At 74.6% G+C, this 16870-nt stretch carries 3 protein-coding genes; all 3 read right to left on the bottom strand.

Annotation, left to right across the window (positions count from 1 at the left end):
- Positions 1-16074: hypothetical protein (locus tag V6V89_RS36070; RefSeq protein ID WP_334624132.1), on the bottom strand; the 16074-nt coding region annotated here is incomplete at its 3' end.
- Positions 16049-16393, bottom strand: coding sequence for a hypothetical protein (locus tag V6V89_RS36075; protein ID WP_334624133.1), 345 nt, complete (start codon positions 16391-16393; stop codon positions 16049-16051). The genes V6V89_RS36075 and V6V89_RS36070, both read right to left, overlap by 26 nt.
- Before the next feature lies 1 nt (position 16394).
- Positions 16395-16790, bottom strand: a complete 396-nt coding sequence (locus V6V89_RS36080) for a YbaB/EbfC family nucleoid-associated protein (RefSeq protein WP_334624134.1) — start codon at positions 16788-16790, stop codon at positions 16395-16397.
- Between the last annotated feature and the right edge of the window lie 80 nt (positions 16791-16870).

The following is a 16870-nucleotide window of genomic DNA, read 5'->3' on the forward strand; positions in this document are numbered from 1 at the left end:
GCCCGCTCCGGCCGGCGCCGCGTCCAGCCGCTCGGCGGCGCGTCGGTCCGCCGCCGCCACCCGGGCCGCCCGCTCCCGCGGGTCGTCGAAGCGGCGCAGGATCGACCGCAGGTCGGGCGCCACCCAACCCGGCTCGGCACCGCCCGCCGCCCCGGGCGCCGCCCCCATCTCCTCCCGCAGCGCCCGCCCGTCGGCGATCAGGGCGTCCACATCGGAGCCCTCGGCGGCCGTGTCGATCTGGTACGCGATGACCCGCGCCTCGACCTCGTGCGGTACCCGCTCCGGATCCGCGCCGCGGGCCACCGGTCCGGCCAGCTTGTGCCCGATCTCGTGCGGGATCGCGCGGTCGATCACCGCGTCCGACGCGAGGTTCGACACCTCGACCACGAACGGGGCCTCGCCGGTGCCCGTGCCGGTCTCGATCATGGCGACCGGCGGCGGGCGCTCCGGACCGCCCCGGGCGGCCAGTTCCTCCGGTGGCACCGCGCGCACGAGGAAGTGCAGGTCGCTGTCGATCACGATCTGGTCGCCGTCGACCGTCACGTCCCTCGCCCGGTCGCCGAACACCTCGACCGGGAGGCCGCCGAAGCGGGCCACCATGTACGCGGCGTCCACCGCCTCGTCCCGGCCGCGCTGGCCGAACCGCTGCTTCTCCCTGGCGAACACCGGCGGCTCCGGTGCCTCGGCGCGCCCCGACTGGACCAGCTCGCGCATCGTCCGGTCCACGGCCGCGAGCGACTCGGCCGCGGTGGACAGGATGTTCGTCAGCTCCAGCCAGAGCCGCATCTCGGCGGCCCTGCTGTCCATGAACTCCACCCGCCGCAGGAACGCCAGCTCGCCGGCCGCCTTGACGATCCGGTCCAGCCGGGCCACGACGTCCCCCATGGACCTGCCGCGCTGGAGCGCCGCGACAAAGGCCCGTATCGCGTCGTCCACCGCTTCCGGGCCGGCGCCGATCTCAGCGAGGTGGACGACCATGGCCTCGTGCCAGGTAACCCGCAGCTCGGCCAGGTACGCCAGCAGCAGCGGCACCTGCCGGCCGTCCAGCACGGTGTCGAACGCGGCGTCGGCGGCGACCATGGCCGCGAGCGCGTCGTCGATCGCGGTGCGGGCGTCACCGAGTTCCCGCTGGCGCGCGATCGCGTCGTTCCACGTCGCCACCAGCTGCCCGTACCCGCGTACCACCTCCTCGGTCAGGCCGGCGCGCACGGCCGCGCGGTCGCGGCCGGAGCGGGCGGCGTGGTGGCGCCGTTCATGCTCGGCCGCCTCGACCTCGTGGGCGGCCGCCGCCCGCTCGGCGGCCCGGGCGCGCTCCTCCAACCGGGCCGCGTCCGCCCGCGGGCCGGCCGCCCCGGCCTCGTCTCCGGCCGCCTCGCGCTCCTGCGCGGCCCGGACCCGGTCCCGCCGCTCCCGCCACGCACGATCCGCCGCGGCGCGCTGGTCGGCGCCGCGCCGGGCGGCGGCCCGCCAGCGCGTCAGATGCCCGTCCCCCGCGCCCGCGATATCCGGGTGGGCGAGCCACGGCACCGATTCCACCAGCATCGCGGCCTCGTCGGCCAGGGCGTCGAGCAGCGCGCGGCGCTCCGCGAAGCGCTCGGCCAGCTCGGCCTCGAGCCGCCGCCGCGCCGGCTCGGCCGCGACCCGGGCGGCGCGCTTGCGATCGGCCCGCGCTCCGCTCGCCAGGTGTTCCTCCCGGGACGCCTGGCTGTCCGCCTGCCACTCCCGCGCCAGCTCGTGAGCCCGGTCGGCGAACCGCCTCGCGGCGAGCTCCTGGTCGTACGCCCGCAGCAGGGCGTCCGCGGCCTCCTCCCGGGTCAGCGAAGCGGGCTCCTCGTCGACGCCGGACAGGTCGTAGTGGTGGGCCGCGAGCCCGGCGAAGTGCCCCGCGATCCGGACCCGGACGGCGGTGGCGGCGAAGTCCATCTCGGCCACGCGGTGGTCGTCCACCGCCTGGCGCAGGGTGCGTTCCTCGAGCAGCCGGTTGCCCTGGTCGCCGACGGCGTCCTCGGCCCGCGTCCCGGCCATGCGAATGTCGTCCGTGGTGTCCGCGAGCCGCCCGACCGCCCGCTGGAGCCGGGCGGCCGCCCGGTCGAGCTCCGGCAGCGCGGCGTCGTACGCCTCCGGCACGGCGTGCCGGTTGCGCAGTCCCCGCGGCGCATCCGGGATCGGTACCGGCACCCGCTGCCCGTCCACCACCAGCGCCTCGACATGGTTGACCCGCTCGGCGAAGCCCGACCCGAGCAGCTGCTCCGGTGAGGGGGCCGGGGCGTGCGGGGGCAGCAGGTATCGCACGCCGGTCTCGTCGTGGGCCACTGTCAGCAGCGTGAACGTGCCGTCCGGGCGGACCAGTACGAGCGAGGCGTACGCGAACCGGCCGCCGTCGCTGACCAGGCCGGCGACCGTGTCCAATGCGGACCGTACGGCGTCGGCCCGCTCGGCGGGCTCCAGCGGGCTCGCGCCGGCCAGCAGGGTCTGGTAGCGCGCGCCGCTGATCCGCTCGATCGCCTCCGGCTCGTCGACCGCTGGGCCGCCTTCCCGGTACGCCGTCGCGACCTGCGGCACCTTCAGGAGCCAGGCGCTGGCGAACGCCGCGTGCGCGTCCGCCGGGTCGGGTGACGGGCTCAGCGCCCGGATCAGGTCACCGTCCAGTATCGACGGACGGGTGTACATCGGCCAGACGCTCTCCAGCGCCCGCTGGGCCAGCAGCGGCAATGCCGGCGCCTCCGGCTCGTCGCCCGCCAGACCGGCGACGGCCACGTCGATCCACTCCAGGATCTCCTCGTGCCGGGCCAGCGCCGCGTCCCGCCGCGCCTCCGCCGCGCCCGCGTCCGCCAGCAGCCGCTCGGCCCGTGCCGCCTCCGTCCCGGCGTCGCGGGCCATCCGCTGCGCCGTCGCCCGTACATCGGGCAGGTCCGGGTCGGCGCCGTGCAGCGCGTCGGCCTTGCGGTGCAGGCGCTCGGCCTGGGCGGCGAGCCGGGCCGCGCCGGCCTCGGCCTGCGCCGCCTCGACCCACAGCGCGGCCGCCCGGTCGGCTGATCGGGCCGCCTCCTGCCGGGCCGTGTCGGCGTCCGCGCGCTCGTCCGCGACGGTACGGCCGTCCCGCGTCGGCGCCTGATCCAGCCGCTGGATCGCCTCCCGCTCGGCGGCCGCGTCCCGGGCGGCCCGCTCCGGCGCGTTGTCCAGGCCGCGCAGGATCGTCCGCAGGTCGGAGGCCAGCCACCCCGGTTCGGCGGCGTCGCCCTCGGTGGGTACCAGCGCCATCTCCGCCCGCAGCCCACGCCCGTCGGCGATCAGAGCGTCCACTTCGGACGTTTCGTCCGCCATCGCCGCCTGGTCGACCTGGTGTTGGATCACGCGCAGCTCGACGGTGCGCGGATAGCGTTCCGGGTCGGCGCCGCGGGACACGTCCGGCGCCACCTTGTGCGCGATCTCGTGCGGCGCGGCCCGGTCCACCGCCGCGTCCGGCGCCAGCGCCGACACCTCCAGCAGGTACGGGTCGGCCGCGGTGCCGCTGCCCGTGCGGATCCTGGCCACGACACCCTCGGGCAGGACCGGCGCCGCCCGGTGCGTGAAATGGAGCGTGGTGCCGTCCGGCCGGATCACGGTGGAGTGCAGGTCGTCGTCGGAGACCTCCACCTCGACCACCTCGCCGCCGAACACGGCCTCCGGGATCATCCGCAGCCGCTCGCCGATGTACGCGTCGTCGATCGGCTCACTCCGGCCCACCTGCACGAAACGGCCATCGGGAATCTCCCGGGCGTGCACCGTCCCCTGCCGCGTCGCGTCGATCACGGCCCGCACGTCCGCCGGGAACCGATGGCGGGCGCCCGCCCACGCCGCGTCGCCCGCCTCCCCCGCGGCGTATCCGTACGCCTCCAGCGTCAGGGTGAGGCGGTGGGACAGCACCGCCGTACCGGACGCCGCCAGCGATCGGGCCAGCACGGTCAGGTCGGCGTCCCGGACCGCCCGCAACTCGGCGACCGGCCGGTGCCTGTGGTTCGGGGGGCCCACCTCACGCGCGTGGATGACGGCGAGGGCGCGGGCGAGTCCCCGGCGCTGGTCCAGCCACCAGCCGATCCGGTCCGGCACGGTGATCCGGTGGTTGACCGGGCCGCCCGGCTGGTTCAGGTCGTCCGGGCGGATCTGGATCACGGCCACCTCGCCGTCTGGCAGCTCCGCGGCGTCGAAGGCGACGGTGACCTCCCGCCCGCCCGACAGCACCAGCCGGAGCGCGCCATCGTCCACAGAGGCATCCTCGAACAGCTCCGGCAGCGTGGCGGCGACCTCCGCGGCGCGCCTGGCCGCCCGTACGCGGGCCGCCTCCGTGTCCACGAGGCGGCGCGGTACGAAGTTCCGCCGCGGTACCGGGTTGCCGTACCGGTCCACGGCTCGGGGAGCGGGCGCGCGGCGGGGACGGGCGGCGGCCCCGGGCGCCGCCGGGATGGCGTCGCGGCGCGCGCTGGCGATGAAGTCCCGCAGGTCGGCTGGGAAGCGGCCGGCATCGACCAGCCAGCGCCGGTCCGCCCCGGCCTGGCCGTGCCGGTACCCGTGGTGGTCGATGGCCTCGCTGAACAACCCTTCCACCATGGCGACGCCGGACCTGGCCGCCCGGCCGAGAATGGTCAGGTCGGCGACCCGGCGCTGCTGGTGGACGTCGGCGCCGGTTTGGTGCGCGTACACGGTCGCGAGGGCCTGGCCGATCAGCCGGCGCAGGCCGAGGCCCCGCAGGGCGACGGTCCGGGCGTCCACGGTGACCCGGTGCCTGTCCGGCGGGTACGTCACGGCGCTGCCGTCCGGCCGGTTCAGCTCCGCGGGCCTGACCTCCACGGTCGCCGCCTCGCCCGCCGGCAGTTCGCCGGTCCTCAGCGCCACGGTCACCCGCCCGCCGTGGGTGAGCGTGAGCGTCACGTCCGAGGTCACCGCGTCATGACTGGCCGACGAGAACAGGTTCGGCAGCTCTCCGGCGACAGCCGCGACCCGCTCGCCGAGATCCTCGAACAGCGCGGCCGGATCCACTGCGCCGGGGCTTCGGGCGAGCCCCGGAACCGCCGGTACGGTCAACGGCGCTACCGCCAGCGGGCCTACGATCTGGGCGTCGCGGATCCGCTCCGTCAGCGCCAGCAGCCGGTTCAGCTCGTCGTGGTATTCGGCCAGGTGGGTGATCCGGTCGGTGACCTGGGCCTGGTTGTGCAGGGTGGGCCAGTCGTACCGGTTGAGGAGCTGGCGGAGCATGTGCAGGCGCACACCGTTGGTCTGGTCGACGAATTGGCCCACCGCGCCGGTCGCGGCCATCTTCGCCGCGGCCGCCTCGGCGATGTACTGCGCCATCGGGTTGGCTTGCTGCATCGCGAAGTAGCCCATCGAGCCACCGGCGACGCCGTCGGTCATCAGGATGCGGCGCAGGACCGTCAGGAGCGCCGCGCGGCCGTCCGGCCGGTCGGCGTACAGCTCCAGTTCCTCGGTCAGGCGATCGCGCATCTGCTCGATGAGGCTCTTGCGGGTGGCCGCGTAATCGCGGTCGCCGATCGTCCTCCGGTCCGGTACGACCAGGTGCAGGTCACCGTAGCCGCCGCTCTCCTGCCGGACGATCCGCACCTCGTCGGTCCGGTCGTGGGACACCACCACGACCACCGGGTCGACTCCCCGGCGCGGCTTGCCGCTCTTTTCCGTCGGCGTGTACCCGTAGGCGCCCGCCGAGATCCTCGTGACCTCGTAGCCCTTGATCTTCAGGCGGTGCAGGACGGCGTCGTCCGTCCACTTGGCCATCTCCCGGTCCGTATAGGACAGTTCGTCGATCGTGTCCAGGGCGTACGCGCGCTGCGCCGGCGTTGCCGCCGGGTTCCGGAGAATCTCGTTCAGCCGGTGCAGGAGCAGGTCGCGCTGGGCGTCGGTGGCAGCCGTGGTGTCCGCCACCGCGCGCTCCAGGTCGGCGCGCCGGTTCTCCTGCGGCGTCTCGGCCCGCAGATCGGCGGCGGTCTTGTAGGCCGACTTCCACCTCTCCTGCAGCCGGCCGGCCTGCGCCTGGGCCAGGGTCAGCCCGGCGGCGATGGCCGCCATGAACGCCTTACCGGGATCGTGTGTGGCCTCCAGGGCGCGCAGGCCGGTGTAGGCGGCGGGCGTGCCGTACTTCGCCATGGCGTCGAGCAGCCGCGGACCGAACGCCTCGTACTGCAGCTTGACCTGGTCGCGGATCCTGGCCAGCTCGGCGACGACGATCCGGTCGATCTCGGTGTCCGCCGGCGGCTCGCCGGGGTCAGCGGGCCCGGACGGCCGGGTACCGGGATGCGGATTGGCCGGGTTCGCCGGATCGCGCTCGTGCGCCCGCAGCGCCCGCTCCCACCTGCGCAGTTCCCGCTCGTACCTGTGCCGGGCCCGCTCCGTCTCGCGGTACCAGCCGGCCTTGGCCAGCTCGGCGGGCGTCGCCTGGCCGGCGTAGACGATCAGGAACACGTTCGGCGCCACCGGCACGACCGTCCCGGCGCGCAGCGACTCGGAGTGGTCGGCCAGCAGGCCAACCCGGACCCGCTGCTTGTGCATGGTGAACGTCCGGATCTGCACCGGGACGACCGCGTGCTGCTGCTCCCACTCCTCGAAGCGCTCCAGCAGCCTTTCCCGGTCGGCGCTGGACAGATCCTGGAACCTGGCCAGCTCCTTTCGCAGGCTCTCCGCCTCCACCGCCGTCAGGTGCTCGAACGCCTGCACCTCGGACAGCGTGTCCGGGTCGTGTAGGTAGGGCAGCCGCTCGTCCCCCTCCAGGCCCTGCAGCTCCATCAGGTACAGGAAGTGGCGCAGCTCGTCCAGGAACTGGACCCGCTCCAGCAGCACCGGCCGCCCGAAGCCGGCCAGCCACTGGACCTCCCGCAGCACGTCGACGGCGACGAGCCGCTGCGCCGGATCCATCTGCTCGAAGTCGGCCAGCATCGGGAAGTCCTCGAGAACGTCGAGCAACTTCCGCACCTCGCCGGGGTGCTCCCGCCCGAAGATCACTACCCGGCGCAACTGGCGGATGGCCTCGAACTGCCGCGCCCGCTCGGAGAACCGGGCGAGCCGGAACGCGGACACCTCCTGGGACAGCGCCATCGCGTCCAGCGCCAGCAGCTGCTCGGCGGTGCTCAGCTCCTCGAAGGCGACCAGCTCAACGAAGAGGCGCATGTCGGCCAGCGCCAACTGTTTCGCGGGTCCGCTGAGGGCATCGAACGCCACGTAGTCGGCCGGCGGCTCCTTGCCGGTGATCGCGGCGATCCGCTCGGCCGTCGTCTTCTTCTTGAACTCCTGGTACTTCTCCGCCCCGCCCAGATCGCGCAGCTGCCGGCTGAGCTGCTGCGCCTCGAACGCCTTCAGCCGCAGCATCCGGTTGATGTCGCGTACCAGAGCCGCGCGCGCGGCCTCCGGCAGGTGGTTGAAGGTACGCAGCTCCGCCGCGCCGTCCATGGGATCGAAGGCGGGGGCGAAGAACTCCAGCTTGCCCGCGAGCGTCCGCTCCTTCAGCGGCTCCAGCTCGGTGACCGACCGCCAGGCGTCGGAGGCGTCCAGCTTGATCGGATCGTCCCGCTTCCCGCCCTCGCTCTCCAGGACCATGCCGGCGAGCGTGGTGCGTACCGACGGCAGGTCGAACCGCTCGTCGGCCGGCGGGTCGGTGGGCCGCCGATGCCGCTCGCCGGGAGCCTTGACCGCCCCTCGGCTGACCGTCTGGGCCGCCTCGCGGAGGAACGTCGTCACCTTGCCCGCCGGGCCGGACGGAGCGAGCAGGCCGGCGGGGCCCAGGACCTGCTCGTCGCGGTGCTTCTGGTTGGCCAGCCGCCCGGCCACCTTCGCCTCACGAACCCGCTGCGAGTACCACTGGTGCACACCTCGCCGTACCCGGTCGGTCATCTCCGCGAGGTAGTTGGGCAACGCGATGAACACGCTGCTCCGGGTGGTCGTCAGCGCGTGGTCCACGGTGCCCGGCGGTGGCGGCTGCGGCGCTGTCGGCTGCGGCGCTGGGTGGCCGACCGCGCTGTCGGCTCCCCGGCTGAGCGGCCGGGCGCTCGAGGCCCCGGTGGTCTGGGCGGCGCCCATGCCTTCGTCCACCCACGGGGTGGTCCGTCGCGCCTCTATCCACGTCGGGTCGATGGTCTTCAGTACGGCCTTGCGGAGGTTCCCGAGGTAGGTCTTGACCGCGCTGTCGTACTCCTCGGCCAGTTCCTCGTCGTACCGGTCCCGCGCCTCCTGGTACCGGGTGCGGGTCAGCTCGTCGGCGTCCCGGGGCGGCCGCGCCGGCGGCAGCTTCCCGTCCCGGCGCTTCTCCGCGGCGTACTCGGCCAGGTCGCGCTCGTACTTCGCCAGCAGCTCCCGGTACGCCGGCAGGTCCCGGTGGTACCGTTCCAGCTCCTTCCGGTACCGAGCCAGCTTCGCCGAGTGCCGGGCGAGGTCCTTGCGATACTGCTTCATCTGCGCCGGGAACCGGGCCATGGCCTCCCGATACAGCCTCATGGTCACGGCGTCGGCGCCCTCTTCTGGCCGCAGCGGCCGCGGGGGCGGTAGCGGTACCGGCGGCCGCTGCGGCATCTCCAGCTTCTCCGGCCGTGCCCGGCCGGGCCGCTTCAGCCGGTTGGGGTCGACGCGGATCTGGATGTGGTCGGGCTCGGGCATCGGCGCCCGCTCCCAGAACTTCTTCTCGTCCGAGTTGAAGTCGGGCACGAACACGATGTGCACCTGGACGCGCCACCGGTTCAGGCCGGCCCGCCCGGACACCTCGTACTGCGCGTCGAACCGCTCGCGCCCGTACTCGTGCTCGCCCCGCACGAAGCTGATCGGGTGTGACCGCAGCGACCGGCGCTGCGACCGGCGCAGCGGTCCGGCCGTCGTCTGGAATACCAGGGCCTCGCCGTCGATGGCCTCGTGCAGCTCCAGGCGGAGCTGCTCGCGCGCCTGGTCGTCCAGGAGCCGGCGCTGCTGGCTCGGCGGCAGCGTGACCCGGTCCGGGTCCTGCCGCTCGGCCGTCAGGCCCGCAGCGGTCTCCGGCCGCTTGGTAGGCAGCCCTTGCATGCCCCGCTCGATGGCGCGGCGGATGACCCGGCCGCGCTGGGCCGGGTCGACCGTGGCCGGGTCACCGGCGCCGTCCGGTGCACCGGCGCGGTCCGGATCGTCCGGGTCGGGCGCGCCGAGTTGGCCAAGGTCGACCCGGATCAGGATGTGCTCGCGGTCGGAGCCGGCGAGCCGCTCCACCGCCTCCGGCTCGGTACCGATACCGCGGCCGAGCTGAACGTGTATCCGTACGGTCTGCCGCGCGTGGTCGTCGCGGTTGAGCCCGTGCCAGCCCGGCAGGTCGAACTGGGCGTCGAACTTCCGGTCCTTGTGCTCATGGGCGCCGCCGACCGCGGCGATCGGGCGGGAGCCGAACAGCCGCTGGCCCACCAGGGCGTCTCGCAGTGGCTCCGCGGCGCGCGTCAGCTTCTTCGTGCCGGTATCGGCGGGTTTTGCCGCCTCCTCCTCTGGCGACTCGACCAGCTCGGGCACCTTGACCTTTTCGCCGGTGGCGTCCTTCACCGCCTTCTCGGTGCCGTCCAGCGCCTCCTGCGTCTCCGCGACACTGCGCTGGTGGTGGCGGACCATCCGGTCGTCCCAGTCCGCCCGCAGCAGGCTCGCGACGGCGACGTCGTCGTTCGTGGCGGGCTGGTCGCGCGCCTGGCCGAGCGTGCTGGCCGCCGCGCTGACCGCCGTGCGCACCACGGCGTCGGGCACGTTGAGCAAGCCGGCCACCTCAGGGACGGCGGGCGCTACGCGCACGACCGCCCCCGCGTTGCCCTCCACCGTGCCCGCCGCCGGCGACGGGGTCGACATCACCAGGTGGGCGCGCACCTTCCGCATCGTCTCGACGGTGTCCGCCGCCGCCTCGACCAGATCGTCCTCGGTGATGTTTCGGCCCAGCCGGTACACCAGGTCGAAGCTTTCGAGGTAGGCCTCGAGCCAGGTCTCGAAGCCCGCCGGAAGCCCGCGTTTGGGATCGACCTCGACCGTCTCCGGGCGCAGCCGCACCAGCCATGGACGGCGTGTGAGCCGCTCCGGGCGGCTCGGCGGCTCAGCGAACCGCATCAGGTACTCGGGATGCCAGTGCTTCCCCGTCGGGTCCCGCCGGAAGCCCAGGAACTTCGCCGTGATCGGATCGCCGGACATGTCCGGTCCGCTCGGCTCAATCTCCTCCAGCCGCACCTGGTACCCGCGCCGCAGGCCCTTGATCTGCCCGAATCTCGGCCGGACCGTCCAGGACGGCCCGGCCACCGGACCGGCCCCCTCGACCAGCCGGACCTGCCGCTCCTGCCCAACCATGTCGGGGTCGGACGACTCCGTGACGCGCAGCCGGTACTCGGGATGCCAGGCGCCCGTGACGGGATCGCGAGCGAGGCGGATGAACTCGCCGGTGAAGCGGGTGCTCGAAGCGTTGGCGTCGCTGACCACGATCCGCGCCCCGCTCTTCAGCTCGCGGGCCTGCATTTCGCGGATCAGCTCGATCCGCTCGCGCATCTCCCCCTGCCCCGCCGAGTCCAGCGCCCCGGCGACCTGTTTCCACAACGCGTCCGCGCCGGGATGACCGGCACCCAGCCGCACCTCCTCGGCGTCGAGCCAGCGCCGCACGTCGCCACTTCCGCCATCGACGGCCGCCGCGGCCGCGGCCAGCCCACCGGCCTGGCGGAAGGCGTCGAGCCACTCGGCGCGGTGCACCACCCCGGTCCGGGTCACCACCCGGTCCGGGTCGCGGGCCTGCTCCGCGCGGACCTGTTCGACCTGTTCGCGTACCTGCCGCCGGCCCGCCGAGTCCAGCCCCGCGGCGACCAGTTCCCATCGCTTCTCCGCCTCCGGGAAGCCCGCGCCCAGTCGCACGTCGTCGGCGTCGAGCCACCGCCGCATGTCGTTTGGCCGCATCAGGAACAGGTCGTCGATCGCCCCACTGTCGTGGAAGTCCCGGTACCACTCGTAGGGGTTGCCCGCGGTGCTCGTGATGCCGCTCAGGGTCAGCTCACGGTGGATGGCGATCAGCGCCCGGCTTTCCGGGTCGGTGGGCGGCTCCTCGCGGATCTGTCCGATCCGCTCGCGCGTCTTCCGCTTGCCCGCCGCGTCCAGCGCCCCGGCGAGCAGTTCCCACTTCTCGTCCGCGCCCGGGTAACCGACGCGCAGCCGTACATCCTCGGCGTCGATCCACCGCCGGATGTCGTCCGCCTCCAGGACGAGCAGGCTCGCCCCGTCCAGCCCGCCGGCCCGCTGGAACGCCTCGAACCACTCCACGGCGGGTCCCAGCCCCAGCCACGAGCGCGGCACATGGTCGCGCTCAAGCGCGCGGTGCAGCGCGACCAGCGCCCGATCCGCGTGCGTCGTGGCCGGCTTCCGGCGCGCGGCCGCGACCCGCTTGCGGACGTTTTCCGGCAGCGCCTTGCTGGCCAGTTGCCACCTCTGCTCGGCGCCCGGATACCCGTCCCGCAGACCGGTTTCGTCGATCCACTTCGCCAGGTCGTTGTCCACGTCCGGGCCGTTCCCCCGGACCAAGGCGATTGCCTCGCCGAGCAGGCCATGGTCGTTGGGGCCGAGCCGCGATCCCGCGCCGGGCCGCGCCGCCCTGCCGGGGCGTTCCCGCCGCAGGAACCGGGTCCGCGTCGCGGGCCGCGCTTCCCGGCCGGGCCGCACGTTCGTGTGCCGCCCCAGCACGTCGGCGGGTTTGCGGCCGCCTCCGCGGCGGGCCCATGCCCGCACGCCGGTGCGCAGCGACTCCAGCTCCCGCAGCTCGTGAACGAGCATCCGGCGTACGTAGACCGTCGCCCGGTCGAGGTTCTCCGGGTCGTGCGGCACGCGCGAGTCCAGCGCGATCCGCACCGGCACGCCTTCCCGGCCCGGATCGGTCTGCGCCATCGCCGTACCGTCCAGGTCCGTCACGACCACCGGGATGTCGACCTTCTTCCCACCCCGCGGCCGGACGGTCAGCACGCCTGCCTGCGCGCCGCGGTCCTTGTCCTCCACCACCGGGCCGACCGTTGCCGGTGTCGGGCGGAAGGCGATCGACGCGTACTGCTCCTCCAGGTAGTCCTTCAGGTTCGGCGCCACGGCCCGGATCGCGGCCAGCGCGTCCCCCTGGTTGGGACTCCCCTTCTCAAATCCGGGCATCTCGCTGGCGTTGAACGGCCGCCGCACCGTCCACTGTCGACTGACTGCGGGCGGCCGGGCACGGCGCCGCTCCTTCTTCGCCCGCGTCCACTCGAGGGCCCGGCCGGACGCACGCCGGTCTGCCTCCGGCTTTCCCTCAGGCGCCGCCGCCTCGCCCATCGCTTCGGGAAGGCCGCCATAGTCTTCCGCACCTACCCCGCGATCCGGGCCGGCATAGTGCGCGACGCCCCGCATCGTCCGTCCGAGCGCCCGCGCCTGGCCGTCCCGCCACGCGTCCCGCCGCTGCTCCGCGACCCGCGCCGCCACCAGCAGCCGCTCCGCCCGGGCGCGGGCCGCCGCGGCCGCCGTCGACCGCCGCCGCGCCCGAGCCGGGTTGGCGCTGTTCAGCCCGTCGACCGCGGCCTTCTGGCGCTCGACCCGGCTCTGGAGCCGGCGGGCCCGGGCCTCCGCCAGCTTCGCCTCATGCCGAAGCCTGGCCGCCCGATCAGCCCACCGCTCGGCCAGCGAACCGCGCCGCTCGATGGAGCGCCGCTCAGCGCCGACGGTGCGGCCGCCCGGGGCCGGTGCCCGGTCCAGTCGGGCGGCCTCCTGGTCCCCCGCTGACCGCGGCAGGACGCTCGGCGCAAGGCCAAGGAAAATCAGGCCGTTCGAGGAATCCCGGCGTCGCGGCGGCATCCGGCGCCGGTGTGCCGTACGGTCCGGCACCCGGCCTTGCTGGCTCGGCTGGCCATCTTCGTGCGGCTGGCCATCTTCGTGCGGCTGGTTCTCTTGGTTCGGCTGGCTCCGCGGTGCCGGGGCAGTCCGGGCCGCCGGCTCGTCCGGCCGAGGCAGGGCAGGCACGCCCGGCAGTGCCGGCGTCCCCGGCACCGGCTCCGGCTCGCGCGGCACAGGCTGCCGCGCCGGTGCCGCACCGGGCGTCGCCACCAGCCGCGGCACCAGCGGTACCGGGTCGCGGCGCAGCGGCGGCTCGGTCTGGTGCGGAACCGGCGGCCCTTGACGCACCGGCGTGGCCGGCTCGGGCTTCTTGGGCGGCAGCGGGCCTGCGGTGTCGCGCGGCAGGATCGTCAGCGGTCCGCCGGGCACGCCAGGCTCGGGGCCCGGGTGCGGCGCCGTCCCGTCCGTCACCGGCCCATCGGGTACGGGCGCAGCCGGCGCCCCCGGCTCGGGCGGCGTGTCGGGCCCTTGTGGTGTGCCCGGCCCTGGCTGTGTGCCGGGCGTTTGTGCGGGGGCGCCGTCTGGTGCGGCCGGTCCCGGCGAGAGCTGGCCCGGTTGCGGCTCGGACGGCACCGGCAGCTCCGGCGGGATCTGGTCCGGTGTGGCCGGTTGAGGCGGGATGGGCTCGGGCGCTTGGGGCGGGATCGGCTCCGGCGCCCGCGGCGGGATCGGCTCCGGTGCCTGGGGCGGGATCGGCTCCGGCGCCCGCGGCGGGATCGGCTCCGGTGCCTGGGGCGGGATCGGCTCCGGCGCCCGCGGCGGGATCGGCTCCGGTGCCTGGGGCGGGATCGGCTCCGGTGCCTGGGGCGGGATCGGCGCCGGCGGAGCGGGCGCCGGCGGCGGCCCGGAGGCCACCGGCGGCGCGATCGTCCCGGGCGCCGTGCCCACGGCCGGTGGCGTGACGACAGTTGGCGGCGTGACCACGGTTGGCGGCGTGACCACGGTTGGCGGCTGGGTGGGCGGCGCGTCCGGGCCTACCCCCGGCGGCACCACATCTTGCGCCGGCGGCGCCGCGCCGGGCGGGGCGACCGGGCCAGGTGGAACGACGGTCTGTGGCGGCGCGGCGGGAGGCGCGGCCACGGGCGGGACAACCGCACCGGGCGGAATGACCGCCTGCGGGGGCGGGGCGGTCCCCGGTGGCGTAGCCGCATCGGGCGGGGTGATCGCCGTGGGGGGTCTGGTGGGCTGGTCGGTGCCCTGCGGCGGGGCCGCGGCGTCTGGCGGTGCGGTCGCGGGACCGGCGCCGGGTGTCACGGGCTGCGCGCTGGCCGGTCCACTCTGGACGGGCGCCCCGATGACCGGGCCGGCGCCGGGTTGATCCGGCGCGGCCGGCAAGGTCGGAAAGGCGCCGGGGGGCGCGACGGGTGGCGCGACAGGCGCCGACCGGATCGGCGAGGCCCCGGCCGGCGCCGCCGTAGTGGGCCCGCCGCGCGGCGGCGGCCCGTCCAGGGGGACGGTGGGCGCGCCGCGGGCCGGTGGACCTGCGGGCGGCGCGGCCTCCGCGGGTGGTGTGGCCGGTGTGGGCTCGCGCGGCAGCGTGGTGCTACCGGCCCGCTCGGACCGCAGCAGCCCTTCGTTGAAAGACCTGTCGAGAGCGACGAGTTCGCCTTCGGACGGCGTGCGCAGCTTCCCGAGCACCGAATCACCGGAGCGCGACTGGTTCCGGGCCGCCAGGTCGGCCTCGGCGCGGTTGAATGCCGCCTCGTCGGCTCGGAGCAGCTCCCCCCGGATGGATCCGGGGCCCGTGGCGGTGCGCCCTCCGGAGGCGGCCGGGGGGCCGTCAACGATAGTGCCGAGTCCGCCGCCCGGGGACTGCGGCCGCGGCCCGACACCCGAACCGCCACCGGTCCCGCTGCCCCCGCCACCGCCGCCCACACCGCCGCCCCGACCACCGGTGCCGCCCGTACCGCCGGTGCCGCCTGGACCGCCGGAGTCCGGGCCGCCGCCGATGCCGCGGCCGCCCGTACCTCCTGACGCGCCTCCCTCGCCGCGCGGGGTCCCGGGTCCGACATCCGGCACCGCGCCCCGCCCCGGCGTGCCCGGTCCCGCGGTGGGTGTGCGGCCGGTGTTGCCGGACTCCAGGAACCGCTGGGTCTCGCCGGCGAGGCGCTTGCCGGCGATGAACGTACCCGTCCCTTTGGCGCCGGCGTACGCGAGCCGCCAGCCGCCGCCCAGCGCGGCACCGGCTGCCATCCCCTTCAAGGTGATGGGCGTCCCGTTGACGATGCGGTTGCCGGTCGGCAGGGCGACGGCCATCGCGGCCGCGTCCTTCAGCACGGCGGCCGGCAGCCTGTTCGAGCGGATCGGCACGCTCAGCCCGGCGCGCACCACCGAGAAGATCCCGCCGGTCACGAAGCCGGTGGCCGCCGCCTTCCCGATGTCGCCAGGAGTGAACGACTCACGGTACCTACCGTCGATCAGCTCGACCGCCTGCGCGCCGGCCTCGACGCCACCGGTGATCCCGCCGAACACCAGGCCGGTACGGCCTGCGTTCGCCAGGCCCGGCCCGATGTACCCCCTCGCGAAAGACTTGGCGAGCTCCGACACCGCGGCGCGGCCGGTGAGCCCGGTGACCGCCGGGATCGCCGCCGCGCCGGCCACGCCGTTCGACGCGGCCCGCGTGGCGGCGGTGGCGGCCAGCTTGTTGGCGCCGAACTTGGCAAGGTACTGGGAGAAGATCTGAGCGGCCTTGGCCCGGGCCGCGGCCACGATGCCGGCGACCGCCGCCGCCTGCGCGCCGGGGCCGCCCGGGGCGGACGCGACCAGCGCCGGATACATCAGCACCATCGCGACGGCCGCCGTGCCCGATAGGCGGACCTTGGTGCCGAACGCCGTGGCCGCCGCCTGCGCCGAATGACCACTCGCCTCGTAGGCCACCTTGATGGCGTCGGCGAGCCCGCCCTTGTCGCCGCTCAGCTCGTTCCAGCGCTCCAGGATGGCCGGCCCGACGTCGCCGCCCCACACCGCGAGCACCTGGTTGACGCCGCCGAACGCACCCGATTGGAGCTCGATGAGCGCTTCGCCGAGGGCGGACTCCATCTCGGACAGTGCGCTCAGCGCGGTCTCGTTGGCTTCCGGCCAACCGTCGAGGCTGCCACCGGCGACGGCGACCCCGTTCAGGATCATGTCGCGGAACTTGTTCCAGAACCAGCCGAAGTCGGGCTTGCCCCACGCGGAGCCGATGATGCGCCCGAGGGCGTCGTCAGAACTTGAAGTCGGGGATGTCATGCACGGCGGCACTGTTCAGGATGTTGGCCGCGGTCTTGTCTGCGGCCTCGGAGGTGGTGGCGCCGTTGATGATGTTTTCGGCCATCTCCTGGATCAGCGACTGTAGCTTCGCCGCCGCGTCGATCGCGGTGACCACGGCCTCGTGTGCCGCGTCGAAGCGCGCGCCCTCCTCGCCGCCGCCCGCCGGCTTCGCATCCAGCTGGGCGCGCACCTGGGCCGAGGCCTCGACGATCGGGGTGAGCGCCTCAGTGGCGGCGGTGCGAATCTTGACCCCGCCTTCCTTGGCGATCTCCGGGTCGATCAGCATGCCGTCGGCCATGTCAGCTCTCCCTCGTCATCGGTTCGAGCTCCTCGTCCAGCCTGCGGAAGATGGCGTCCATGTCGAAGCCGAGCGCGTTGCGGACGTCGTGGACGTCGAGGTACGCCGAAGCGGCCTCCTCGACCAGGCGGTTGGCCTCCGCCGCCGCCCGGTGGATCGTGTCGGTGATGGTCTCGGCGAGCTGGCGGGAGTCGGGGCGGCGGTAGACGCGCGGGTCGATGTCCAGGCGCACCAGGTGCCCGTGATTGCCGACCACCGCCTTGACCAGGCCGTCGGGAGACTTCGCCTCGCCGCGCACCTCGAGGATGCGGCGCCGCAGATCGCTTGCCCCGGCCCGCATCCGCTCGAACTGCGCCATCAACTCCTCGGTGCGGGCCTTCAGTGCGGCGTCGTCCACAGTTGACTCCTCGCGGCCGGAGGCGTACCAACATCAAGAATAGGCGCACCACCGCACATGTACAATCGGCCGGAGCTTCG

It is taken from the genome of Micromonospora sp. CPCC 206061, assembly GCF_036906915.1.
GTDB lineage: Bacteria > Actinomycetota > Actinomycetes > Mycobacteriales > Micromonosporaceae > Phytohabitans.

Excerpts from the sequence above, each read along its gene's own strand:
- V6V89_RS36075 (WP_334624133.1), bottom strand. The coding sequence starts at position 16,393 with ATGGCCGACGGCATGCTGATCGACCCGGAGATCGCCAAGGAAGGCGGG.